General features: G+C 65.8%; 20 protein-coding genes. 15 read left to right on the top strand and 5 right to left on the bottom strand.

Going from position 1 to position 23,778, the window contains the following annotated elements; genetic code table 11:
- Window positions 1–6 precede the first annotated feature (6 nt).
- Complete coding sequence (locus PV761_RS08085) at window positions 7–744, top strand: ankyrin repeat domain-containing protein (protein WP_347895759.1); 738 nt, start codon at window positions 7–9, stop codon at window positions 742–744.
- Between the two features lie 150 nt (window positions 745–894).
- On the opposite strand, the gene PV761_RS08080 is transcribed toward PV761_RS08085, so the two are convergent.
- From PV761_RS08080 to PV761_RS08070, 3 genes are read right to left on the bottom strand one after another with little or no spacing between them, the layout of a single operon-like run.
- Window positions 895–2,079: an acetyl-CoA acetyltransferase gene (locus tag PV761_RS08080; RefSeq protein ID WP_347895757.1), complete on the bottom strand. Its 1,185-nt coding sequence runs from the start codon at window positions 2,077–2,079 to the stop codon at window positions 895–897.
- On the bottom strand, window positions 2,076–2,762 hold the full coding sequence (locus PV761_RS08075; protein WP_347895755.1) for a CoA transferase subunit B: 687 nt from the start codon (window positions 2,760–2,762) through the stop codon (window positions 2,076–2,078). Before PV761_RS08075 ends, PV761_RS08080 begins: the two co-directional genes overlap by 4 nt.
- Window positions 2,763–2,790: 28 nt before the next feature.
- Window positions 2,791–3,507 (bottom strand): CoA transferase subunit A, encoded by a 717-nt coding sequence (locus PV761_RS08070; protein WP_028272431.1) that lies wholly within the window; start codon window positions 3,505–3,507, stop codon window positions 2,791–2,793.
- Window positions 3,508–3,724: 217 nt separating this feature from the next.
- Between PV761_RS08070 and PV761_RS08065 the strand changes: the two genes are divergently transcribed.
- Window positions 3,725–4,510: an IclR family transcriptional regulator gene (locus PV761_RS08065; protein ID WP_347895753.1), complete on the top strand. Its 786-nt coding sequence runs from the start codon at window positions 3,725–3,727 to the stop codon at window positions 4,508–4,510.
- A 289-nt stretch (window positions 4,511–4,799) separates the two neighbouring features.
- A complete protein-coding gene (locus PV761_RS08060) occupies window positions 4,800–5,765 on the top strand; it encodes a plastocyanin/azurin family copper-binding protein (RefSeq protein WP_347895751.1) in 966 nt (321 codons plus the stop codon).
- 50 nt (window positions 5,766–5,815) lie between these two features.
- Here PV761_RS08060 and nadE read toward each other — a convergent pair whose 3' ends face one another.
- Together nadE and PV761_RS08050 are read right to left on the bottom strand one after the other, a co-directional pair.
- The gene (nadE, locus tag PV761_RS08055; RefSeq protein ID WP_347895749.1) at window positions 5,816–6,637 is read right to left on the bottom strand and encodes an ammonia-dependent NAD(+) synthetase; all 822 of its coding nucleotides are present in this window, start codon (window positions 6,635–6,637) and stop codon (window positions 5,816–5,818) included.
- 106 nt (window positions 6,638–6,743) lie between these two features.
- Complete coding sequence (locus PV761_RS08050) at window positions 6,744–7,817, bottom strand: LacI family DNA-binding transcriptional regulator (protein ID WP_347895747.1); 1,074 nt, start codon at window positions 7,815–7,817, stop codon at window positions 6,744–6,746.
- A 239-nt stretch (window positions 7,818–8,056) separates the two neighbouring features.
- Between PV761_RS08050 and PV761_RS08045 the strand changes: the two genes are divergently transcribed.
- The 12 genes from PV761_RS08045 to uidA all read left to right on the top strand — a co-directional run bounded on the left by PV761_RS08045 (window position 8,057) and on the right by uidA (window position 23,744).
- The gene (locus PV761_RS08045; RefSeq protein WP_347895745.1) at window positions 8,057–8,905 is read left to right on the top strand and encodes a sugar phosphate isomerase/epimerase family protein; all 849 of its coding nucleotides are present in this window, start codon (window positions 8,057–8,059) and stop codon (window positions 8,903–8,905) included.
- Window positions 8,902–9,912, top strand: coding sequence for a Gfo/Idh/MocA family oxidoreductase (locus PV761_RS08040; protein ID WP_028272426.1), 1,011 nt, complete (start codon window positions 8,902–8,904; stop codon window positions 9,910–9,912). Before PV761_RS08045 ends, PV761_RS08040 begins: the two co-directional genes overlap by 4 nt.
- 206 nt (window positions 9,913–10,118) lie before the next feature.
- Window positions 10,119–11,642: an ABC transporter substrate-binding protein gene (locus PV761_RS08035; RefSeq protein WP_347895743.1), complete on the top strand. Its 1,524-nt coding sequence runs from the start codon at window positions 10,119–10,121 to the stop codon at window positions 11,640–11,642.
- A gap of 6 nt (window positions 11,643–11,648) precedes the next feature.
- Window positions 11,649–12,590: an ABC transporter permease gene (locus PV761_RS08030; RefSeq protein WP_347895741.1), complete on the top strand. Its 942-nt coding sequence runs from the start codon at window positions 11,649–11,651 to the stop codon at window positions 12,588–12,590.
- Entirely contained in the window at window positions 12,587–14,446 is a 1,860-nt protein-coding gene (locus PV761_RS08025; protein WP_347895739.1) for a dipeptide/oligopeptide/nickel ABC transporter permease/ATP-binding protein, read from the top strand. The genes PV761_RS08030 and PV761_RS08025 overlap by 4 nt, the downstream gene beginning before the upstream one ends.
- Window positions 14,443–15,342 carry an ATP-binding cassette domain-containing protein gene (locus tag PV761_RS08020; RefSeq protein ID WP_347895737.1) on the top strand — a complete coding sequence of 300 codons (900 nt, stop codon included), beginning with the start codon at window positions 14,443–14,445 and terminating at the stop codon, window positions 15,340–15,342. The genes PV761_RS08025 and PV761_RS08020 overlap by 4 nt, the downstream gene beginning before the upstream one ends.
- A gap of 79 nt (window positions 15,343–15,421) precedes the next feature.
- A complete protein-coding gene (locus PV761_RS08015; RefSeq protein WP_231511353.1) occupies window positions 15,422–16,282 on the top strand; it encodes a sugar phosphate isomerase/epimerase in 861 nt (286 codons plus the stop codon).
- A 31-nt stretch (window positions 16,283–16,313) separates the two neighbouring features.
- On the top strand, window positions 16,314–17,480 hold the full coding sequence (locus PV761_RS08010) for a Gfo/Idh/MocA family oxidoreductase (RefSeq protein ID WP_347895735.1): 1,167 nt from the start codon (window positions 16,314–16,316) through the stop codon (window positions 17,478–17,480).
- Window positions 17,481–17,665: 185 nt separating this feature from the next.
- Window positions 17,666–18,727 carry a LacI family DNA-binding transcriptional regulator gene (locus tag PV761_RS08005; protein ID WP_347895733.1) on the top strand — a complete coding sequence of 354 codons (1,062 nt, stop codon included), beginning with the start codon at window positions 17,666–17,668 and terminating at the stop codon, window positions 18,725–18,727.
- Between the two features lie 133 nt (window positions 18,728–18,860).
- Window positions 18,861–20,267, top strand: coding sequence for a glucuronate isomerase (gene uxaC / locus PV761_RS08000; RefSeq protein WP_347895731.1), 1,407 nt, complete (start codon window positions 18,861–18,863; stop codon window positions 20,265–20,267).
- Window positions 20,264–21,697, top strand: coding sequence for a mannitol dehydrogenase family protein (locus PV761_RS07995; RefSeq protein ID WP_347895729.1), 1,434 nt, complete (start codon window positions 20,264–20,266; stop codon window positions 21,695–21,697). Before uxaC ends, PV761_RS07995 begins: the two co-directional genes overlap by 4 nt.
- A gap of 208 nt (window positions 21,698–21,905) precedes the next feature.
- Window positions 21,906–23,744: a beta-glucuronidase gene (gene uidA, locus PV761_RS07990; RefSeq protein WP_347895727.1), complete on the top strand. Its 1,839-nt coding sequence runs from the start codon at window positions 21,906–21,908 to the stop codon at window positions 23,742–23,744.
- Window positions 23,745–23,778 lie beyond the last annotated feature (34 nt).

Below are 23,778 nucleotides of genomic sequence, written 5' to 3'. Positions count from 1 at the left end.
TGGTCCATGGGGCGGTTCAGGACGTGGCGCGTTGCATCGGGCCGGCGGCGACTGGCAGTGCTCGCCGCCGCCGGCGGCATGGCAGCTTTCCTTGCTGGCTGCCAGGCTGGTCCGGGACAGCCGGAGCGGCTGGACTCCCCGCCGTCGACCGTTCACGTCACTCCCGGGACGCCGACGGCGATTCCGTCGGCAGGGCAGACCACGGACGCCACGCCCACGGCAGAATCTCCGCCTGCGTTGCCCCCAGAGGCGCAGGCGGAACTGGACCAGCGGCTCATCCGGGCGGCCAAAGCCAACGACGCCGCTGCGGTGGCGGAGCTCATCCGGGCCGGCGGCAACGTCGATGCCAAGGACACCATCCAGGACTCGGCGTTCCTCTACGCCGGGGCCGAGGGCTTCAACGAAGTGCTGCAGCTGACCCTGGCCGCAGGCGCGGACGTCCAGAGCACCAACCGCTTCGGCGGAACGGCTCTCATCCCCGCCAGCGAACACGGGCACGTGGACACCGTCCGGATCCTCATTGCCGCCGGCGTGCCCGTGAACCACGTGAACAACCTGGGCTGGACCGCCATGCAGGAAGCCATCCTGCTCAACAACGGCGGCCCCAGGCAACAGGACGTAGTGCGGCAGCTCCTCGACGCGGGCGCGGACCCCGGCATCCGGGACCCCCAGGGGCGGACTGCACTGGAGAACGCCGAGCGGCTGGGCTTCGTGGAGATCGTGGCCCTGATCCGGGGCCGCTAGCCCAACTGCTGCTACTTACATGGGTGGGGTTAGACGGCCTCGCGCCGTCACGACCTTCTTTCGACGGCCACAAGGCCCGACACGCGAGTACATGGGCGTGTCGGGCGCTGCCTGCGGACAAAAGAAGGTCATGGCGGGGGCGGACTCCGGTTAGACGGCCTCGAGGACGCTGACGTAGTTGGCGATGCCCACTCCGCCCATGTTCTGCACGGCGGCGCGGCGGGGGCTGGCGAGCTGCATGTCGCCGGCGGTGCCGGTGAGCTGCATGGCGGCGATGACGTGCTGCGAGACGCCGGTGGCGCCGACCGGGTGGCCCTTGGCTTTGAGCCCGCCCGAGACGTTGATGGGCAGCTTGCCGTCCTTGAAGACCCAGCCTTCCTGCACGGCGCGCGAACCCTGGCCGGGTTCGGTCAGCCCCATCGCCTCGTACATGAGCAGTTCGGCGATGGTGAAGCAGTCGTGCACTTCGGCGAAGTCCAGGTCCTCAAGCCCGACGCCGGCCATCCCCAGCGCGCGCTGCCAGGACGCACGCGTCGCGGCGAAAGCGGTCGGGTCCCGGCGCTCGGCCGGGAAGAAGTCGTTCGCCTGGCCGAAGCCGGCGAGCCGCACCGGGGCGGTTGCCCCGCCGGTCGGTGAGACGGACAGCACGACGGCGGCGGCGCCGTCGGACACGGGGGAGCAGTCGGTGCGGCGCAGCGGGTCGGCCACCATCGGGTTCTTGTCCGAGACGGTGCGGCAGAACTCCTCGCCGAGGTCCTTGCGGAGCTGGGCATAAGGGTTGTCCACACCGTTGCGGTGGTTCTTGGCCGCGATGCTGCCCAGCACATCGGACACCGGTCCGTAGCGCTTCTCATAGTGCTTGGCCACCTCGGCGAACAGGCCGGTGAAGCCGGTGGTGGAGGCCTTGCCGGCCATGTCGTAGTCCGCGCCGAGGAGGGCCGCGCCCACGACGTCCGCTCCGGCGTGCGTCATCTTTTCGGCACCGATGACCAGCACGGTCTTCGCGGTGCCTGCCAGCAGCGACTTGGTGCCCTGCTGGAACGCGGCAGAGCCGGAAGCGCAGGCGTTCTCCACGCGGGTGGAGGGCACGTTGGCCAGCTGCTCCGAGACCTGCAGGGCCAGGGAGGACGGAAATGCCAGCGGCATCATGCCGGAATTGAACTGGCCGAGGTAGATTTCGTCGATCTGACTCGGTTCGATCCCGGCGTTGCTGATGGCTTCGGTGGCTACCTGGACGATCAGGGACTCGAGGGTTTCGTCGGTCAGCTTGCCGAAGCGGCTGTGGCCCCAGCCGGTGAGCAGGACGTCCTTGCCGAACTGGTCGCGCAGGCTCATGCTGCGGCTCCTTCGTTTTCGAGCTGGACGTCGAAGGCGGCTTCCGTCTTTGCGCGGAGTTCCTCTATGGTGACGCCCGGGGCGAGCCGGGTCAGCGTGAGCTGCCGGCCGCCGTCGTTCGCTTCATCCGGGTCTGCCTTCACCAGGTCAAAGACCGCGAGGTCGCTGATGATCCGGTCCACGCAGCTCAGGCCGGTGAGGGGAAGGGTGCACTCCTTGACGATCTTGGCGGTGCCGTCCTTGGCGTTATGTTCGGTCAGCACCACAACGCGCGGTGTGCCGGCCACCAGGTCCATGGCGCCGCCCATGCCCTTGACCATCTTGCCCGGGATGGTCCAGTTGGCGAGGTCGCCTGCTCCGGAGACCTGCATGGCGCCCAGGATGGCAACCTTCACGTGGCCGCCGCGGATCATGCCGAAGGACGTCGCGGAGTCGAAGATGCTGCCGCCGGGGAGCACCGTGACAGTCTGCTTGCCGGCGTTGATGAGGTCGGCGTCCTCCTCGCCCTCGTAGGGGAACGGGCCCATGCCGAGCAGGCCGTTCTCGCTCTGCAGGACCACGCGGACGCCGTCGGGCAGGTTGTTGGCCACCAGCGTGGGGATGCCGATGCCAAGGTTGACGTAGTCGCCGTCGTTCAGTTCTTCGGCCGCGATGGCAGCCATTTCATCCCTGGTCCAGGGCATGGGGTTCTCCTTAGATAGATTCAGGGGGTTATGCAAATGCGAGTTCGGTCCGCGGGCGTACCGTGCGCTGCTCGATGTCCTTGACCCGGCCGCTGGCCTGCACCAGGCGCTGGATGAACACGCCGGGGGTGACCACATGGTTCGGATCCAGCTGTCCGGGTTCCACGATCACCTCGGCTTCGGCAACCGTGATGGCACCGGCCGTGGCCACCACCGGGTTGAAGTTGCGGGCCGTGTAACGGTAAATCAGGTTGCCGTCAGTGTCCGCAGTGTGCGCGTGGACCAGCGCAACGTCGGCCAGGATGGCGCGCTCCTGGACGTACGTTTCGCCGTCGAACTCTGCCAGCGGCTTGCCCTCGGCGACGAGGGTGCCAACACCGGTCTTGGTGTAGAAGGCCGGGATGCCGGCGCCGCCGGCGCGGAGGCGTTCGGCGAGGGTTCCCTGCGGCGTGAACTCGACTTCCAGCTTGCCGGCAAGGTACTGCTCGGCGAAGAGCTTGTTCTCGCCCACATAGGAGGCGATCACCTTGCGGACCTGGCCGGCCTCGATCAGCACGCCCAGGCCCTTGCCGTCCACGCCCATGTTGTTGGACACCACGGTCAGGTCTTTGACGCCGGAATCGCGGACCGCCTCGATCAGGTCAGCCGGGATACCGCTGAGGCCGAAGCCTCCGACGGCGAGCGTCATGCCGTCCCGCAGCACGTCCTGCAGCGCGGCGGCCGGGCCGGATTTCACCTTTGACATTGCATCTCCTCATTGAGCGGGCGGGTCCGCCGGTGCGGGTCCCCTGCGAAGCCGATAATCCACGTTGTGGACTGTTGTTCTGGAATGGGAGCGTACGGGGCGTTTCGCGGGGCTGTCAAGGCGCGAATTTGCCGGAATCTAGAGCATTTTTACAGTGTGGACGGTATGCTGTGATGTGTCCATATTGTGGATGATTTCGAGGTTCAGGGGAGAATTTATGACTTCGGTGCCGGTCCAGGGGGCCCAGGTGGTGAGCAGGGTGGCCACCCTGCTGAGGATAGTGGGCAGGCAGCCCGAAGGCAGTCCGCTCGTTGAAGTGGTTCGGGAATCGGGCCTTACCCGTCCCACCGTCCACCGGCTGCTGAGTTCGCTGGCCAGCGAGGGCCTGCTGGACCAGGACCCGCAGAGCGGCAACTGGGTGCTCGGGCCGGAGATCCTGCTAATGGGTTCCGTGGCCTCAGCCCGCTTTCCGCTGGAGGACATCGCCCGGCCCAGCCTGCGCCGGCTGGCCGAGGAAACCGGTGAAAGCGCCTTCTTCTCCATCCGCCGGGGAACCGAAACAGTATGCCTGCTCCGCGAGGAAGGCAGCTTTCCCGTGCGTTCGTTTGTGCTGCACGAGGGCGTCCGGTTCCCGCTGGGTGTGGCGTCCGCCGGCACCGCGATCATGGCGTTCCTGCCCGAGGCCGAACAGGAGGAACTGCTCGCCAACTGGGCCGCGCATGCCGGTCAGTTCGCTGCGGCGCACACCGAAGCCCTGGTTCGGGAGAACCTGGCCCAGACCAGGCAGGCGGGCTATTCGGTCAATCCCGGGCTGGTGCTGGAGGGCAGCTGGGGCATGGGCGCGGCGGTTTTTGACCAGCGCGGGCGCCCCGCCTGGGCGTTGTCACTGACCGGCATCGAGCCGCGGTTCCGCGGGGACCGGCAGGAAACCCTGGGCCGCCTCCTGATGGAAGAGGCGCACAGGATCTCCACCCTGCTGACGCGGTCACCGGGTGGAGCTTAAGGGTTTGCCGGAGTATCGACAAATTATTCTGGTCGGAGCACGATTGGAACTGTATCGGCAGTGTCCAACCGATCGGACCGGCGGCGACGCCGCTTGCGTCAACCGGTCCCTTCCCCCACCGGATGCATAGCGGTGATCCTGCTGAGGAGTAAGGGTGGCGCGCCGGATATATTGACTGCCTTCCCGCCTGAGCCTGGGTAGGCGCGGTGGCAGGAGAACGCCGGAACCGTATCACCGGTTTCCCGGCACCTACGAGAACACAGGGAAACACACCGAAGGAATGAGTCTTATGGCTCTCCAAAAAGAAAGCCGCCAGATCCCGCGCCTTATCCGCGTGCTCGTGGCGGCGCTGATCTCGCTGCTGATGCCGGTTGCACTCAGCGGCACTGCCGTCGCGGACGGCGGAAAATCACCCAGAACCTGGACTGTGCAGGTCGGTTCCGAGTCATCGGACCAGGCGATTCAGGGGATGTCCTTCCTCCCCGAAAACATCTACATTAACGCCGGGGACAAGATCACCTGGAAAGCGAACGCAGCAGAGATTCATACTGTGACGTTCCTTGCCGAAGGCCAGTCCCTGGAGTCCACGCAGCCGTTCAACCCGGAGAATCCCCAGTATGTTGAAGCCCAAGGCGGCAAGACTTACGACGGAAAGTCGTACTACAACTCGGGTGTCATGACGAACGTTTCGGACAGCGGCTTCAAGGAAGTGGGACGCTACACGCTGAAATTCCCGGACACGGGCGAGTTCATCTACTACTGCCTCGTTCATCGCATGGCCATGAAGGGGACCGTTCACGTTCGGGACGCGGGAACCGACTACCCCTACTCCCAGTCGCAGTACGACCGCCAGTCCAACAAACAGGAACGGAAGATCCTGCGGGACGGCTACGAGCAGTGGGACGCGGCACGGGCCAAAGCCGATGACCATACCGTCATCGCAGGCACAGACAACGAGACGGCCATGCTCATGCGGTTCGTCCGGGCCCACATCGTAGTCCACGTTGGCGACGAAGTGACGTTTGTAAATGACGGCATGGGAGCTCCGCACACCGTCACCTTCGGCGAGGAGCCGGCCGACGAGTTCGCAGCCGTAGGCGATCCCGCTGACTTCACCGGCGGAGACCTCAGTTCCGGCCTGATGCTGCCGAAGAGCACCTTCACCGTGAAGTTCAACAAGGCCGGAGATTTCGATTACATCTGTGCCCTCCACGACTTCATGGGAATGAAAGGAACTGTGGAAGTCCGGGACTGAGCGGAACCTGCGGACTCAGAGCCTGACCCCGGCGGCTGCCGGGGGTCAGGCTATTTCCACCAGGTGTCGAAGATGGTGACCGGGACAGTGCGCTTGTGGCGGGTGCGGAGGTACTTCTGCTCGATCGATTCGGCCACGGACTCGGGGACCTCGCGGCCCTCGAGGTAGTCGTCGATCTGGTCGTAGGTGATGCCGAGCTCGTCCTCGTCGGTGCGGCCGGGCTTGCCGTCGAGGAGATCGGCTGTGGGCACCTTCTCCCAGATCCGGGCGGGAGCGCCCAGCTCGGCGAGGAGTGCCCGGTTCTGGCGCTTGTTCAGCCCGAACAACGGCAGGATGTCCGCGCCGCCGTCGCCAAACTTGGTGAAGAATCCGGTGACGGATTCGGCGCCGTGGTCCGTGCCGATGACCAGGTAGTTGTGCTCGCCGGCGAGGGCGTACTGCGCGATCATGCGGGTGCGGGCCTTGGTGTTGCCCTTGTGGAAGTCGGAGATTCCGTTGCCCACGGTCTTCTCGAATTCGTCCTCGAAGCCGTCCACCGCAGCGGAGATGTTGAAGGTCCACTCGGTCTTGGCCTTGATGAAGTCCAGGGCGGCCTGGGCGTCGTCCTCATCGTGCTGCACACCGTAGGGGAGACGGACCGCCACGAAATTGGCGTCCGTTCCTTCTGCCGCGAGCTCTTCGACAGCGAGCTGGGCAAGCCGGCCCGCGAGCGAGGAATCAAGGCCGCCGGAGATGCCCAGCACGAAGCCCTTGGTGTTCGTTGCCTTGAGGTAGTCCTTCAGGAACGTGATGCGTTTGCGCACCTCCCCGGCGGGGTCGATCCGGGGCTGGACGCCCATTTCTTCAATGATCCTGGCCTGGAGTTCGCGCATGTGATCCAGACTAGTCAGCAGTGTCAACCATGCTCAACTGTGTCCGCCTGAATCAGGCCCGGACTTACTGGGTGCCGAGCCCCGGTGGAGCATGCGGAGCCTACGGCTACACGAGCCCCGGCGTAGCCGGCGTAGCCGGTGTAGCCGGTGTAGCCACAGCCGCAGCCGGCGCCGGCCCGGTGGAGGCACGGACCGTAAGGTGGGTGGGCATCACGGACCGGCTGCGGGTGCCGCCGCCGGCCAGCGGGTTCAGCTGGGCCAGCAGCATGGACACCGCCACCCGGCCCGCCTGTTCGATCGGGGACGCCATGGTGGACAGCGGCGGATTGCAGAAGTCGGCGCCGAAGATGTCGTCGCAGCCCACAATGCTCATGTCCTCCGGAACCCGGATGCCGCGTTCGCGAAGGCGTTGGAGCATGCCGATGGCGATGAGGTCGTTGAACGCGATGCAGGCCGTCACTCCGCTGTGCACGGCGGCGTCCGCAGCGGCTGCGCCGGACTGCGTCTTGGGGGCGAAGGGTCCCAGCCGGCGCACTTCCACGCCGCGTTCCTCGGCAGCGACGGACAGTGCGGTCCAGCGGCGTTCGCTGGACTGCGAGGTGGGTGGCCCGGCCATGTAGGCGATGCGGGTGTGGCCCAGCGAGATGAGGTGGTCCAGGGCCTGGCTGGTAGCTGACGGGGTATCTATGAGGACGGCGGGGACGCCGGGGACGTCGCGGTTGATCGTCACCATCGGCATCTTTGCCGCAGCCGCGAGCAAGGCATCGTCGCTCAGCCGGGAGGCGGCCACCACAATGCCGTCGGCACTCTTGCGCAGCTGCTCCATGGTGCTGGCCTCCACCTCGTCGGATTCCTCCGTATCCACCAGCAACTGGGTGTAGCCGGCCGCCTTGAGCTGGAGCTGGGTTCCCCGGATGAGGTCGAAGTAGAACGGGTTGGTGATGTCCGGGACCAGCACTCCCACCGCGCCGGTGCGGCCGGAGCTCAGTGCCTTGGCCTGGCTGTTGGGGATGTAGTTCAGCTGCGCTGCGGCAGCCTCGATCCGCTGCCGCGTCCTGATGTTGACGCGGTCCGGCGTGGAGAGGGCCCGGGACACAGTGGAGGCCGCCACGCCGCAGAGCGCGGCAATGTCGTGGATGGTGGGCGGACGGTCCACAGCTGCTGGTTGCGTCGTAGCCACGGCGCTCCTCTCTGAACGTGGTGGCCGGGCCGTGACGGCCGGGTCGGGTGGGCGGGCCTGTGACTGCCACCACAGAACCGTTCTGCAAAGAATGCCATAGATTGTCAAAGTTTGGCAACCGGTTGTCATTGATGACCAGGCTGGCTAAACTGGGCTGGACACCGTTTGTGAACTGCGTCACCGCACTGGAGCCTGAGCAAGCTGCCCGGCGCGGCGGCCGCGAACCCCAGGAGATCCGCGTGAGCGAAACAACAACCGCAGTCTGGCCCCTCTCAGGTTTCGGGGACGAGATAGATCCGGATCCCGCGGTGCAGGCCGCGGTCCTGCTGGCGCTGGGCGCAAGCCACATTGAAGTGCGCAGCGCCTGGGGCACCAACGTCTCCGAACTTGAAGCGCCGCAGGTCGCGGCCCTCAGGGGCATCCTTGATGAGAAGGGCCTCAAGGTCTCGGCAGTCGCCAGCCCCATCGGCAAAGTGGACGTGAGCCTGCCGGTGGAACACGAACTGGACCGGCTGCGCCAGATCATTTCTGTGGCCAAGGGCCTGGACACCAAATACATCCGGATCTTCTCCTTCTACCGCGCCGAGGACCAGAGCGCCGAAGACATCCGAGACGACGTCATGGTCCGCATGGGTGCGCTGGCAGCGCTGGCTGCGGAGTCCGGCGTCGTACTCCTGCATGAAAACGAAAAGGGCATCTTCGGTGACACCCCCGAGCGGGTCCTGGACATCATGAAGACCGTGGATTCCCCGGCGCTGCGCATCGCGTGGGACAACGCCAACTTTGTCCAGGTGGGCGTCAAGCCGTACACCGACGGCTATGCCATGCTGCGGCCGTACCTTGAGTACTTCCAGGTCAAGGACGCTCTGGCCGGCACCGGCGAAGTGGTTCCCTCCGGCGAGGGCGACGGCGAACTGGATGCCACCATCGCCGCCCTGAAGGCGGACGGCTTCACCGGCTTCGCCTCGCTGGAACCGCACCTGGCCAGCGCCCACGAGCTGGGCGGCTTCTCGGGCCCGGTGGCGTTCGGCATCGCCGCCCGGGCCTTCGCGGCGCTCGCTGCCAAGAACGGGGTTGAACTCTCTTGAGCACGACGGCGGCAGTCATCGGCTGCGGCGATGTTTCCGCCGTGCACTTTGAGGCGGTGGCAAAGCTCGACGGCGCCACGCTGGTTGCGGTCTGCGATCCGGATCCGCAGCGGCTGGCCGCCGCGGTGGCCGCCTACGGCGTCCCCGGCTTCGCCGACCACCTGAGCCTGATCGACGCCGTCCGGCCCGACGTGGTGCACATCTGCACCCCGCACGACCAGCATGCCTCGCTGGCGGCGGACTGCCTGGAACGCGGCGTCAATGTGATCGTGGAAAAGCCGCTGGCCCACACGCTGGCGGAAGGCAGGCGGCTGGTGGGGGCCGCCTCGGCGGGCACCGCAAAAATCGCGGTGTGCTTCCAGAATCGGTACAACGCGACGTCGCAGGCCATGCATTCGCTGCTCCGGTCCGGCGAGCTGGGCGCGGTGGTTGGGGCGTCCGCAACGGTCATGTGGCAGCGCTCCGCCGAGTACTACGAAAGCCGGCCGTGGCGCGGAACCTGGGCGGGTGGCGGCGGCGGGCTGATGATGAACCAGGCCATCCACACCGTTGACCTGCTCCAATGGCTGGTGGGCGACGTTGTCAGTGTCACCGGCAATGCCTCCACGCGCTTCCTCGGCGGCACCATCGAGGTGGAGGACACCGCGGAATTCGTGGCGGAACATGCCAACGGGGCCCGGAGTGCGTTCTATGCCACCCTGGCGAATGCGTACAACGCGCCCGTGACGCTGGATGTGGTCACTGAAAAAGCGGTCCTCAGCCTGCGCGGCGACCTCACGGTGACGCATGCGGACGGACGCGTGGACGTCATTCCGGAGCGCACCAGCGAATCCGGCGGCAGATCCTATTGGGGAGTCTCGCACGAGCTGCTGATTGACGACTTCTACGCTCGGCTGGACGACCCGGAGCCGTTCTGGATCAGTCCGGCGGAGGCCGAAAAGTCGCTGGGCATCATCAAGGATGTCTACCGGCAGAGCTACCCGGAGTCGGCCGACCACGTGTCTTGAAGCCATTGAAGCAACCGGTTGTCGGACATCAGATGGCCTGAGAACGTTTCATTCCCGCCCTCGAAAAGTAATTCTGCAACATCTTTGACAATCGGTTGCCAAACGAAGCAACAATGCGTACTGTGAGTCTCACAAGGCCGGTGTGGCCCACGCCACACCGGCCTTACTCTGCAAGTCTCCCGTTCCACAGATCCAAGGAGCCAACAATGAAGTTAGGTCCCAAGGCGGTAGCAACCGCCCTCACCGTCAGCGCGGCGCTCGCCCTGACCGCATGCGGCGGAACGGCAAACTCCGGCCCGAAAGCCGCTGCTGCCACTGCCCTGACCATCGGCACCATCCAGGACGTACGCTCCTGGGACCCGGCCCAGGCCCACGTGGGTCACGTCCTGCAGCCCTACCAGGCTGTGTACGACACCTTGATCCTCCGCGAGCCGGACGGAAAGCTCAGCCCGATGCTTGCCACCGAGTGGAAGTACAACGAGGCCAACACCAAGCTGACGGTTGACCTGCGCACGGACGTCACCTTCAGCGATGGCGCCAAGTTCGACGCCGAGGCTGCCAAAGCCAACATGGACCACTTCAAGAAGGCCAACGGCCCGCAGATGGCCCAGCTCGCATCAGTCTCCGACGTGGCCGTGGTGGATGCGGACACCATCGACATCAACCTTTCCGTCCCGGACCCTGCCCTGGAGTACTTCCTCAGCCAGGCTGCCGGCCTGATGGGCAGCCCCAAGGCACTCGGTACCGAAGGCATCAAGACCGAGCCCGCAGGCTCGGGACCGTATGTCATGGACAAGGCCGCTTCGGTCAAGGATTCCCAGACTGTGTTCAATGCGCGCAAGGACTACTGGAACAAGGACCTGCAGAAGTACCAGAAGCTCACGTTCAAGATCCTGACGGACATCACGGCGCGCACCAATGCACTGGTCTCCGGCCAGGTGGACGCCACCATCCTGGACCCCAAGACGGGCAAACAGGCCGAGGGTGCCAAGATGAAGCTCGCCGCCAACGAGGTGGACTGGCAGGGGCTGCTGCTGCTTGACCGCGACGGCACCAAGAACCCTGCGCTCAAGGACGTCAAGGTCCGCCAGGCCATCAACTACGCGTTTGACCGCAAGACCATCCTTGACCAGGTCATGCTGGGCCAGGGCACTCCAACGTCGCAGCCGTTCGGCAAGGCCAGCGGAGCCTGGACCGAAGAGCTGGAAAACCACTACAGCTACGATCCTGCAAAGGCCAAGCAGCTCCTCAAGGAAGCCGGCTACGAAAACGGCTTCACGATGGAAATCCCCGCCGTCCCGAACTTCGAAACCCAGATTTCCGTGGTCAAGCAGCAGCTGGCTGACGTGGGCATCACGCTCAATGTCGGCGCCGCGATCACGAATACCTTCACCTCGGATGTTGCAGCCCAGAAGTTCACCACCATGTACTTCTCCCTTTTCCAGGGCGAGCCGACCGTTGCCATCAACCAGATCATCTCCACGAAGGCGCTCTACAACCCGTTCAAGAACGCCAACCCGGAGCTGGACACGGAGATCGAGGCAGTGCGCGCCGGTGGAGCCGACGCCGGCAAGCTGGCCCAGGACGTCAACAAGTACGTGGTGGAGCAGGCATGGTTCGCGCCGCTGTTCCGTGTGAACCAGATGTACTACCACAACTCCAAGGTTGAGGTAACGCCTCAGATCCAGCAGGCCGTCCCGTCCATCTACAACTACTCACCCGCCAAGTAGGGCACCATGATCAGGTTCATTGCGAAAAGGCTGGGCAGCGGGGCGGTGGTGCTGCTTGTTGTCTCTGCGCTCACGTTCTTCCTGCTGTATATGTCCAGCGGCAGCATCGCCCGGAACATCCTGGGCGACCAGGCCACCGCTGAACAAGTGGCCTTGAAGGAACAGGAGCTGGGTCTGGACCAGCCACTCGTTGTCCGCTACCTCGCCTGGGTGGGCGATGCCCTGACTGGAAACCTTGGCGCATCCTGGTTCACCTCCGAACCGGTGGCCAACTCCCTGGCCAGCCGGATTCCGGTCACCATGACCATGGTTTTCGTCGCAATGATCCTGATCGCCATTTGCGCCGCACTGATCGGTGTAGCCGCTGCAGTCAAGCGCGGCTGGGTGGACAGGGTGGTCCAGGTTGGCGCCATCATCGGCGACTCCGTTCCGGGGTTCGTCATCGGCGTCATCCTGGTCACCATCCTGGCCATCCAGCTGGGCCTCTTCCCCGCCACGAGCACCATCTCACCGGACTCCGGCGCGGACGCCTGGGTCTACTCGATGTCCCTCCCGGTGATCGCCCTGCTGATCAACGGAGTCACCGGCGGCGCGCAGCAGATCCGCAGCGCCGTCATCAAGCAGCTCGAGCGGGACTATGTCCGCACGCTGCGAAGCCGGGGCATCGGCGAGCGCGAAATCCTGTTCAAACACGTGCTGCGGAGCGCCGCCCCGGCCGGCCTGACCGTGCTGAGCCTGCAGCTGATCGGCATGCTCGGGGGTGTGGTCATCATCGAGCAGATCTTCGCCCTCCCGGGCATGGGGCCGATGGCGGTCACGGCAACCACCCAGACGGATCTTCCGGTGGTGATGGGCGTCGTGATGTACACGGTGGTCGTCGTCATTGTGGTGAACCTGCTGGTGGACATTCTTAATGGCTGGCTCAACCCGAAGGTACGTGTGTCATGAGCGAAACTGTAGAAACAGCGGCTGTCGCCGACGGCACCGGCGCCGTCGCCCCGCCCACGGGCCAGTCCGGCACCGTGGTCCGCTCCACCGTGATCGGGCGCCTGGTCAGGAACCCGCTCGGCATCGCCGCGCTGCTGATCCTGGTGACCATTTCCGTGCTCGCCGTCCTGGCTCCCGTCCTGGCGCCGTTCGATGAGAACTACGCGAATATTGCCAAGACCCTGGCCGAGCCGGATTCCGTGAACATCCTCGGCACGGACAGCGCCGGCCGCGACGTCTGGAGCCGGCTTCTCTTCGGCGCCCAGCTGACGCTCCTTTCCGCCTTGCTCTGCGCCGGGGTTGCCATCACCATCGGCCTGCCGGCCGGGCTGATCGCCGGCTACTACTCCGGGAAATTCGAGGCAGTCTCTAACTGGATGGTCAGCATCACCATGAGCCTCCCCGGCCTGATTGTGCTGCTCACCATCCGGGCCGCTTTCGGTCCGTCGGTTTGGATTTCCATGATTGCCTTCGGCATCCTGATCAGCCCGGCCTACTTCCGGCTGACGCGGACCGCCGTCCAGTCGGTCCGCAACGAGCTGTACGTCGACGCCGCCCGGGTATCAGGGCTGTCTGACTGGAGCATCATTGCCCGCCACATCTTCTCCGTGGTCCGGGCACCGATCATCATCCAGACTGCAGCCATCGCCGGCGTGGCCATCGCCATCCAGTCAGGCCTGGAGTTCCTTGGCCTGGGCGACCCTTCCAAAGCCACCTGGGGTGTGATGCTCAGCGAGGGCTTCAAGAACGTCTACCTGAACCCGACACTGCTCTTCTGGCCGGCACTCGCCATGGCACTGACCATCGGCGGACTCGTCCTACTCGGCAACGCCATCCGCGATGCCCTGGAAGACGGCGAGAAGATCAAGCACCGCAAGAAGAAGGTCCATGCAGCCGAAGACGCTGCTTCAGCCAGCGCCTCGAAGGTAGCGCGCAAGACCCTTGCCGCTGTCGAAGCCGGAACCGAACACCACCTGGTCAAGGTGACCAACCTCGGCGTCGGCTACCCGCAGGCCGACGGCTCCATCAAGAAGGTAGTGGACGACGTCTCCTTCCACGTGGACCGCGGCGAGATCCTGGGCATCGTGGGTGAGTCCGGATCGGGCAAGTCCCAGACGGCGTTCTCGATCCTTGGCCTGCTGCCTGACACCGCCCGTATTGTGGGCGGCGCCATCCAGTTCGACGGCAACTACACCGTGGCCCCGGGCGACGACAAGGTCAACCAGGACCGGCTGTCCAAGCTTCGCGGCAAGCGGATCTCCTACATTCCGCAGGAACCCATGAGCAACCTGGATCCGGCGTTCACGATCGGCTACCAGCTGGTCACGCCGATGGTGCGCGTCCTGGGAATCTCCAAGGCGGAAGCCACCGAGCGTGCCATGAAGCTGCTGTCCGACGTCGGAATTGTCCACCCCGACCGCACGTTCAGGGCGTACCCGCATGAAGTCTCCGGCGGTATGGCACAGCGTGTGCTCATCGCCGGCGCCATCAGCTGCGAACCGGACCTCATCATTGCCGATGAGCCCACTACGGCCCTGGACGTCACCGTGCAGGCCGAGGTCCTGGACCTCATCCGTGACCTTCAGCGCCGCCTCGGCGTCGGCGTGATCCTGGTGACGCACAACTTCGGCGTGGTGGCCGACCTTTGCGACCGCGTGGCCGTGATGCAGAACGGCCGCCTGGTTGAGGAAGGATCCGTCCGCGACATCCTCCGCAACCCGAAGGAGCCCTACACCCAGACCCTCCTGGCGTCGATGCTGGAAGGCAAAACCCCCATGTCCATGCTTGTATCCAGCCAGAAGGAGCCGGTCGCGTGAGCACTGTTGAAGTCAACGAAATTGCCCCGCTCCCGACGGGCCCGCTCCTGACGGTGGACAACCTGGTTGTCGAATACCCCAGCAAGAAGTTCCGGGCCAAGCCCTTCCGGGCCCTGACTGACATCAACATCACCATCGGCCGGGGCGAGACCCTCGGCCTGGTGGGGGAGTCCGGTTCCGGCAAGACCACCCTTGGCCGTGCGGTCCTGGGCCTGGCCCCGGTGACGGGCGGCAAGATCACCTTCGAAGGCATGGACATCAGCCACGCCACCCGCAGGCAGCGGCGGACCCTGAGCCGTGACCTGCAGGTGGTGTTCCAGGACCCGTACACCTCGCTCAACCCGGCCCTGGAGATCGGCGCCATCCTGGCCGAACCACTTGGCGTGCAGGGCATGGAACAGGCTGCCGCCAAGAAGCGCGTCAAGGAACTCCTGGACCAGGTGGGGCTGCCTTCGGATGCCATCCACCGCCTGCCGCGGGAGTTCAGCGGCGGCCAGCGCCAGCGCGTGGCCATTGCCCGGGCACTGGCCCTTTCGCCCAAGCTGATCGTCTGCGACGAACCCGTCAGCGCGCTTGACCTCTCCACCCAGGCACGCGTGCTGGACCTGTTCCTTCAGATCCAGAAGGACACCGGAGTTTCGTACTTGTTCGTCTCGCACGACCTTGACGTGGTCCGGCACATCAGCCACCGTGTGGCAGTGATGTACCACGGCGAAATAGTCGAGCAGGGACCTGCCGAAGTGGTGACCCGCGACCCCGAACATCCCTACACCCAGCGTCTCCTGCTGGCGTCCCCAGTACCCGATCCGGACCGGCAGGAACAACGCCGGGCGGATCGCCACCGCCTGCTGGACATCCAGCGGCAACAGACCGAACAGGCCGGCGCGCTCGCCTGACACCGGGCGTCAGCCACGGCAGCAGCAGCAAGACCAGCAAAGCGGCCCTCGAGGGTCCGGAACATTACGGAGGAACACAGTGGCCAAAATTGGCGTACAGGCGATGATGCTCAAAGACAGCTTCGCCGAGGTGGGGGCGTTCGAGACGCTCCGCAAGGTCAGCGCGATCGGTTACAACGCCGTCGAGATTTCCCAGATCCCGATGACCCCGGAGAACGTCGCCGAGCTGGACCGCTCCCGGACTGAACTGGGCATGGACATCGCGGCGCTGTCCGTGGCGACGGAAACCCCCAAGGGCCGCCCCGGCGATTCCCTGGCAGAGCACTTCGACAAGATCGTGGACGACGCCAAGCGGCTGGACTCAAAGCTCCTGCGGATCGGCATGCTGCCCTTCCCGGCCATGAAGTCGATCGGTGCCGTGGTGGATTTCGCCAAGCAGGCCAACGAATACGCTGAGCGCCTGCAGGAACAGGGCCTGGGCCTGTACTACCACAACCACCACATCGAGTTCGCGAAGTTCGACGGCAAGTACATGCTGGACATCATCGCCGAGAACTCCCCGGCCATGGGCATGGAAATCGACGTGCACTGGGTGCAGCGCGGCGGGCTTGACCCGGTCCGCACCCTGGAAAAGTACGCCGGCCGCACCGCCATGGTGCACCTGAAGGACTACCGGATCGGCGAGCTGCCCGAAGCCTCCTTCGACATGCTGGATTCCGGAGACATCATGGGGTTCATGGCCGAATTCAAGAACGTTGTCCAGTTCGCGGAAGTGGGCGAAGGCAACCTCGACTTCGCCTCCATCATCCCCGCCGCGCAGGCTGCCGGCGCCAAGTACATGCTGGTGGAGCAGGACGAGCTCTACGGCCGCACCGTCTGGGACGCTTTGCAGACTTCGTACGACAACCTCGTGGCTCTGGGCCACTCGAACCTTTTCTAGACCGCACCGACTGACTACGGAGAATCAGCACATGAGTAAGAAAGTACGCCTCGGCATCATCGGCCTGGGCCAGCAGGGCGGCGCCTACGCCAAGTTCATCACGGACGGCATGGTCCCGAACATGGAGATCGGCGCCATCTGCGACACCGACCCGGCGAAAAAGGAAGCCGCTGCGGCCACGTACCCGGACGCGCCGTTCTACGACGACTACATCGCCATGCTGGAAAGCGGTGACGTGGACGCCGTCGTCACCTGCGTGCCGCACTTCCTGCACCCCGAAATGGGCATCGAGACGCTCAAGCGCAACATCCACGCCCTCGTGGAGAAGCCGGCCGGCGTGTACACCAAGCAGGTCAAGGAGCTCAACGAGTTTGCCGCGAGCAAGCCCGAGCTGTCCTTCGCCATCATGTTCAACCAGCGCAACAACCCGCTGTACCGCAGGCTCAAGGAGATCGTCGAAAACGGCGAGATCGGCGATATCCGCCGCACCAACTGGATCATCACCAACTGGTGGCGTCCGCAGGGGTACTACAACTCCAGCGAATGGCGCGCCACATGGGGCGGCGAAGGCGGCGGCGTCCTGGTCAACCAGGCCCCGCACCAGCTGGACCTGTGGCAGTGGATCTGCGGCGTCCCCAAGTCCGTCTACTCCAAGGTTGCCTACGGCTTCCGCCGCGACATCGCCGTGGAGGACGAGGTCACCGCGGTGGTGGACTACGGCAACGGCGCTACCGGCGTCTTCGTCACCGCCACGCATGACATCGTGGGCACCGACCGTTTCGAGATCCTGGGCGACCAGGGCAAGATCGTCGTCGAAAATTCCAAGACCGCAACGGTGACCCGCCTGAAGAAGCCCGAACGTGAACTCAGCGACGCCATGGACATGGACGATGTCCGCAAGCTCTTCATGGGCGAGCTGAATCCCGAGGAGTACTACAGCACCGAAGTCATCGAGTTCGAGTCCGTCTGGGGCGGCCAGCACGCCGGTGTCCTGGAGAACTTCGCCGCCAACATCCTGGACGGCACCCCGCTGCTTGCTCCGGGATCGGACGGCATCAACGGCGTCCGCCTGGCCAACGCCATCCACCTCTCCAGCTGGACCGGCACCGAAGTGGGCCTCGACTTCGACGAGGACGTGTTCCTGGCCGAGCTGAACAAGCGCATTGCGGACGAAGGCAAGTTCCCCGAACGCTCCTAGCCCAACGCTCTCTCACTTTTCGGCGCCGCGAGGCGGACGGTCTCTCACTTTCCTGACGAAAGTGAGAGACCGTCGGCGTTAAAGGCGCGGAAAGTGAGAGACCGTCGGCGTTAAAGGGACGGAAAGTGAGAGAGGGTCTGGCAACCGTCCTGCTGTTTGTTGCCGTGCCGCACTACGATGGAGCGGTGACTGAACCCAAAACGCCGGACGCTGCCGCACCAACAGCTCCGGCCAAAAAGCACGCCCGCGACGGCAAGTCCAACGCCACGATCTACGACATTGCGAAGGTTGCCGGCGTCAATCCGTCCACGGTTTCCCGTGCGCTCAGCAAACCGGGCCGGGTCAGCGCCAAGACGCAGAAACTTATCGAGGACGCCGCCGCGGAGCTGAACTACCAGGTCAACCCGTTCGCCCGGGCCCTGCCCACCGGCCGAACCAACACCTTCGGCCTGATCGTCGCGGACATCACCAACCCCACGTTCTTCGACATCATCCGCGGCGCGGAAACCACCGCCACGGTGCGGGATTACACCCTGGTGCTCGCCGAATCCGCCGAGTCCGCCGTCACCGAGCTGACGGCAGCCCGCCGCATGATGGCCACCGCGGACGGCCTGATCCTGGCCAGCCCGCGGATGGACGACGACGACATCCGCGCCCTCGCCCGCGACAAGCCGGTGGTGGTCATCAACCGCGAGGTCGACGGCGTGCCGTGCGTGGTGCCCGACGTGAACAAGGGCATCAGCGAGGCCGTCCGCAGCCTGGCCGCCAACGGCCACCACAAGGTCGCCTTTGTTGCCGGGCCGCCGCAGTCCTGGATGTCCGCCCGCCGCTGGGAAGGGGTGCAGGCCGCCTGCGAGTGGTCGCGGCTTGAGGCCGTCAGGCTCGAATCCAGCAAACCAACGGTCGACGGCGGCAGGCAGGTGGCGCGCGACGTCCGGGCCAGCGGTGCCACGGCCGTGCTGACCTACAACGACCTCCTGGCCATCGGACTCATGCAGGAGCTCCAGGCAGCGGGCATGGTGGTGCCGGACCAGATCAGCATCGTGGGCTTCGACGACATCTTCGGGGCGGATTTCACCACGCCGCCGCTCACCACCGTCCGCTCGCCGCTGGGGGAGTGCGGCTCCGGTGCCACCACCCTGCTCCTTGACCTGCTCCACGGCACGGGGGAGCCGGCGGGGACGCTGCGCGTCGAAACGGAGCTGGTGCTGCGGGGCTCCAGCGGACGGCTCCTCCCCGCGGGCTGAGGCCGGGCAGCCCCGCCACCCCGGCCGCCCGGCCGGGGGCCGTTCCCGCCACCCACCCCGACCACCCCGCAACTTAATGGCAATTTATGGCAACCGGTTGACAAATGCCCTTGGCAAGCCGGACCATTGACCTATGTCACAGTCGATTGCCGCCAACCCAGACCGGCTCCTGCCCGCGGATCCCGGAACGCGCAGCATTGCGCGCGACCTCCTGCAGCGAGTCCAGGACCTCCCCATCATTTCCCCGCACGGGCACGTTGACGCCGCTGTCATCGAGCACAACACCCCCTTTCCGGACCCGGCAGCGCTGCTGGTCAGTCCGGACCACTACGTCACCCGCCTGATCCACGCCAGCGGCGTTCCGCTGGACCGGCTCCGGGACTCCAACACCACCCAGCCCGATTCCCGCGCCGTCTGGCACGAGTTCTGCAAGGCCTGGCCTCTGTTCGAAGGCACCGCCTCCGGCTACTGGCTCCGCACGCAGTTCGACAGCGTGTTCGGCCTCCAGCAGGAGATCAGCGCCGAGACCGCCGATGCCAGCTACGACGCGATTTCCGCCAAGCTGCTGGAACCGGGCTTCCGGCCGCGCCAGCTCTTCAAGGACTTCAACATCGAGGTCCTGGCCACCACCGATGATCCCCTGGACAGCCTGGCCAGCCACAAGGCAATCGCCGACGACCCCACCTTCCACGGCCGCGTCCTGCCCACGTTCCGGCCGGACCAATACGTGAACATCGCCCACCCCGCGTGGTCCGCCAACGTTGACCGCCTCATCGCGGCAGCGGGCGACGGTGGCACCGGCTATGCCGGGTATATCACCGCGCTGGAAAACCGGCGTCGTTATTTCGTGGAGCACGGCGCAGTTTCCGCGGACCACGGCGTCCGCACGCCGTCAACGCTCAAGCTTGACGCCGGCGATGCGGCAAAGCTGTTTGACCGGGCCCGCTCCGGCCAGGCCACGGCGCAGGACCGCGAAGACTTCGAAGCCCACATGATGTACCAGATGGCGCGGATGTCCGTGGAAGACGGCCTGGTCATGACCATCCACCCGGGCTCGTACCGCAACCACCACGAACCCACCTTCAACACTTACGGCGCGGACACCGGCCACGACATCCCGTTCGCCGTCAACTACACCGAGGCGATCCGCCCGCTGCTGCAGGACTTCGGCACCGCCAAGGACTTCCACCTGGTGCTGTTCACCCTGGACGAGACCGTGTTCTCCCGCGAACTCGCGCCGCTGGCCGGCTTCTACCCGTCCGTGTACCTCGGCGCCCCGTGGTGGTTCCTGGACGCCCCGGACGCCATGCTGCGCTTCCGCTCGGCGGTCACCGAGACCGCCGGCTTCTCCCGCTCGTCCGGCTTCATCGACGACACCCGCGCGTTCTGCTCCATCCCCGCCCGCCACGACGCCTCCCGCCGGATCGAGGCCTCCTTCCTGGCCCGCCTGGTTGCGGAGCACCGCGTCAGCGAGGACCGCGCCCACGAACTGATCGTCGACCTCGTCGACGGCTCGCCCCGAAGGGTCTTCAAGCTGTGAGCACCGAACTGCAACCTGAAGCGGCCGTAGAAGCTGTGGACCTGCCGCGGCTGAACCGCCGCCTGCGCCCGTCCGCCAAAGCGCCCGTACGCATCGTCCACCTGGGGCTGGGCGCCTTCCACCGGTCGCACCAGGCCTGGTACACCCACCAGGCGTCGGACGCCGCGGACTGGGGCATCGCCGCCTTCACCGGCCGCCGCCCCGATGCCGCACTGGCCCTGGCCGAGCAGGACGGGCTGTACACCGTGGTGGAACGGGCCGACGGCGGCGACACCTTCGCCGTGGTCAGCAGCATCGTGGAGGCCATCGACGGCGCCGACGTCCAGCGCCTGGCGGAGCTGATCGTGGCTCCGGCCACGGCCGTCGTCACCCTGACCATCACCGAAGCGGCCTACCGGCTCGGCGCGGACGGGCACCTCGACGCCAAGGCGCCCGACGTCGTCGCTGACCTTTCGCTGCTGGCCGGCAACGGATTCCCGACGACGCCGCTGGGCCGGCTGGTGCTGGCCCTCGCCGCCCGCCGGGCTGCCGGAGCGGGACCGCTGGCCGTGGTCTGCTGCGACAACCTCTCCAACAACGGCACCGTGGCGCACAACGCCGTGGTGGGCATGGCCGGCGCATGGGATGCGGGCCTCGGCGACTGGATTGATGCCAACATCAGCTTCGTCAGCACCTCGGTGGACCGCATTACACCGCGCACCACGGAGGCGGATGTCGCCGCCGTCCAGGCCGCGTGCGGCTACCGGGACACTTCGCCCGTGGTTGCCGAACCCTTCGCCAACTGGGTGCTTAGCGGGGAGTTCCCTGCCGGCCGTCCCCGCTGGGAGGACGCAGGCGCGGTCTTCGTGGTGGACATCGAGCCGTACGAGAACCGCAAGCTGTGGCTCCTGAACGGCGCGCACTCACTGCTGGCGTACGCGGGCCAGCTCCGCGGCCACACCACCGTGGCGCAGGCCCTGGCGGATCCAATGTGCCTCCGGGCCGTGGAAAAGTTCTGGGACGAAGCCGAGGCGAACCTCTCCGGGCCGGGCGGAAACGCCGCCGAGCTGCAAATCCCGGAGTACCGTGCCGCCCTGCTGGCACGCTTCAGCAACGCCAGGATCGCCCACCACCTCGCGCAGATCGCCATGGACGGCAGCACCAAGCTCCGGATGCGCGCCGTTCCGGTGCTGCAGGCCGAGCGTGCCGCGGGCAGGACCGGGGCGGCCGCCGCCCTCATGATTGCCGCCTGGATGGACTACAGCGCGGCCGCCGCCGCGTTCCAGGATCCCCTGGCCGAGGCCGTGGCCGCGGCCAACCTGCTCGACGGCACCGAACGGATCCGCGCCCTGCTGGACATCGTGGATCCGGTCCTGGCCGGGGACGGCGCCGTCGTTGAGCTGATCGAAGACCTGTGCGGATCGTTCGGGGAGCTGGCTGTCTCCCGTTAGCGTCCTCCGCACGCGCCGCTGCCCGGCTCCCGGATCCCCGGGGCCCGGGCAGCGGTGTTTAATGAACTTTCAACAAATATTATGGCAACCGCTTGCCATTTGATTGCCAAGTGATTAGGATTACAACAAGAGCAAAGACCGGCGCACCGCCGGACTCCCCAGAATCCTCCTCCCGGCACAGACCGCAAAGACGCGATAGGACCTCCAGATGCTGAAGCCCCAAGCCAGCGAAACGCGCGAACTGGTCAACCTCGACGGCCTCTACGCTTTCAAGGTGGACTTTGACCGCGCCGGCCACCGCGAGGAATGGTTCAAGGCGCCCCTGGACACCGGGCTGGAAATGGGCGTCCCCGCCAGCTACAACGACGTCTTCCCGGACAAAGCCATCCGCGACCACGTGGGCTACGTCTGGTACCAGCGCGAAGTCCGCGTCCCGCGCGGCTGGGCAGGGGAGCGCATCCACCTCCGCCTCGACTCGGCAACGCACGAGGGCATGGTGTGGGTGGACGGGATCCTCGTAGCCCGGCACACCGGCGGCTACATGCCGTTCAGCGCGGACATCACGGACCACGTCACCCCGGGCAAGGCATTCCGGCTCACCGTTTCCGTCAACAACGAGCTCACCCAGGCCACCATTCCGCCGGGCAGCATCACCGTCACCGAAGACGGCCGACGCCAGCAGAGCTACCTCCACGACTTCTACAACTACGCCGGCCTGCACCGCAGCCTCTGGCTGTACAGCACCCCGGCGGTCACCGTGGACGACATCACGGTGGTCACCGGCTTCGACGGCCCCACCGGCACGGTGGACTACACGATCGCGACGGCGGGCACCACCGCTGGCGGGACGGGTAGCGAAACGGTGACCGTTACGCTCAAGGACGCCGACGGCGTCGAGGTTGCCCGTGCGGACGGCGCCAGCGGCGCGCTGGTGATCAACGACGTCGTGCTCTGGCAGCCCGGCGCCGCCTACCTCTACAGCCTGACCGCCGAAATCCGCGAAGGCGGCCGGCTGCTGGACAGCTACACGCTGCCCGTCGGCGTCCGGACCGTGGAGGTCCGCGGCAAGGAATTCCTGATCAACGGCGAGCCTTTCTACTTCACCGGCTTCGGCATGCACGAGGACCACGTCACGGTCGGCAAGGGCCACAGCAACGCCCAGATGGTCAACGACTTCCAGCTCCTGGACTGGGTGGGCGCCAACTCGTTCCGCACCTCGCACTACCCCTACGCCGAGGAAGTCATGGAGTTCGCCGACCGCCACGGCATTGTGGTCATCGACGAAACCGCGGCTGTGGGCCTCCACCTCGGCTTCGGCGCCGTCTTTGGCGGCATCGCCAAGAAGACCTACGAGGACGGCGGCGTGGACGCCAATACGGCGGCCAACCACCGGCAGGCGATCACCGAACTCGTGGCCCGGGACAAGAACCACCCGTCCGTGGTCATCTGGTCCATCGCCAACGAACCCAACGGTTCCGAGGAAGGCGCACGCGAGTACTTCCAGCCCCTGGCGGAACTGACCCGGGAGCTGGACCCCACCCGCCCCGTGGGCTACGTCAACGTCATGTTCGACACCCCGGACAAGGAACTGCTCGGGGACCTCTTCGACGTCATCATGCTCAACCGCTACTACGGCTGGTACCTGAACAACGGGGACCTCGAAACAGCGGAACAGGTCCTGGAAAAGGAACTGCGCGAATGGGAAGCCAAGTACGGCAAACCCATGATCATGACCGAGTACGGCCCGGACACCATGCCCGGCTTCCACTCCATTTATGAGCAGCCCTGGAGCGAGGAATACCAGGCCGCCTTCCTATCCATGTACCACCGGGTGTTCGACCGGGTGGACGCCATGGTGGGCGAGCAGGTCTGGAACTTCGCGGACTTCCAGACGTCCAACGGCATCATGCGCGTGGACGGCAACAAGAAGGGCGTCTTCACCCGCGACCGCCGGCCCAAGCCCGCCGCGTACGCCCTCCGCCAGCGCTGGACCGCACTGGCCGGCACCAAGAATGCCGCCCCGAACAGCAGCATCACCACCCCGTAGCATTTCTGACCATTTTTTCGCCGGCTCCACGGAG

Origin of the sequence: Arthrobacter sp. CC3 (assembly GCF_039907775.1) — a bacterium.
Taxonomy (GTDB): domain Bacteria; phylum Actinomycetota; class Actinomycetes; order Actinomycetales; family Micrococcaceae; genus Arthrobacter.
The sequence above is the reverse complement of the archived record's forward strand: the minus strand, read 5'-3'. Positions and strand labels throughout refer to the sequence as shown.

Bases quoted from the DNA above. Each gene is read 5' to 3' on its own strand.
- PV761_RS08085 (WP_347895759.1), top strand. From the start codon at position 7: ATGGGGCGGTTCAGGACGTGGCGCGTTGCATCGGGCCGGCGGCGACTG.
- PV761_RS08080 (WP_347895757.1), bottom strand. From the start codon at position 2,079: ATGAGCCTGCGCGACCAGTTCGGCAAGGACGTCCTGCTCACCGGCTGG.
- PV761_RS08075 (WP_347895755.1), bottom strand. From the start codon at position 2,762: ATGCCCTGGACCAGGGATGAAATGGCTGCCATCGCGGCCGAAGAACTG.
- PV761_RS08070 (WP_028272431.1), bottom strand. From the start codon at position 3,507: ATGTCAAAGGTGAAATCCGGCCCGGCCGCCGCGCTGCAGGACGTGCTG.
- PV761_RS08065 (WP_347895753.1), top strand. From the start codon at position 3,725: ATGACTTCGGTGCCGGTCCAGGGGGCCCAGGTGGTGAGCAGGGTGGCC.
- PV761_RS08060 (WP_347895751.1), top strand. From the start codon at position 4,800: ATGGCTCTCCAAAAAGAAAGCCGCCAGATCCCGCGCCTTATCCGCGTG.
- nadE (WP_347895749.1), bottom strand. From the start codon at position 6,637: ATGCGCGAACTCCAGGCCAGGATCATTGAAGAAATGGGCGTCCAGCCC.
- PV761_RS08035 (WP_347895743.1), top strand. From the start codon at position 10,119: ATGAAGTTAGGTCCCAAGGCGGTAGCAACCGCCCTCACCGTCAGCGCG.
- PV761_RS08030 (WP_347895741.1), top strand. From the start codon at position 11,649: ATGATCAGGTTCATTGCGAAAAGGCTGGGCAGCGGGGCGGTGGTGCTG.
- PV761_RS08025 (WP_347895739.1), top strand. From the start codon at position 12,587: ATGAGCGAAACTGTAGAAACAGCGGCTGTCGCCGACGGCACCGGCGCC.
- PV761_RS08010 (WP_347895735.1), top strand. From the start codon at position 16,314: ATGAGTAAGAAAGTACGCCTCGGCATCATCGGCCTGGGCCAGCAGGGC.
- uxaC (WP_347895731.1), top strand. From the start codon at position 18,861: ATGTCACAGTCGATTGCCGCCAACCCAGACCGGCTCCTGCCCGCGGAT.
- uidA (WP_347895727.1), top strand. From the start codon at position 21,906: ATGCTGAAGCCCCAAGCCAGCGAAACGCGCGAACTGGTCAACCTCGAC.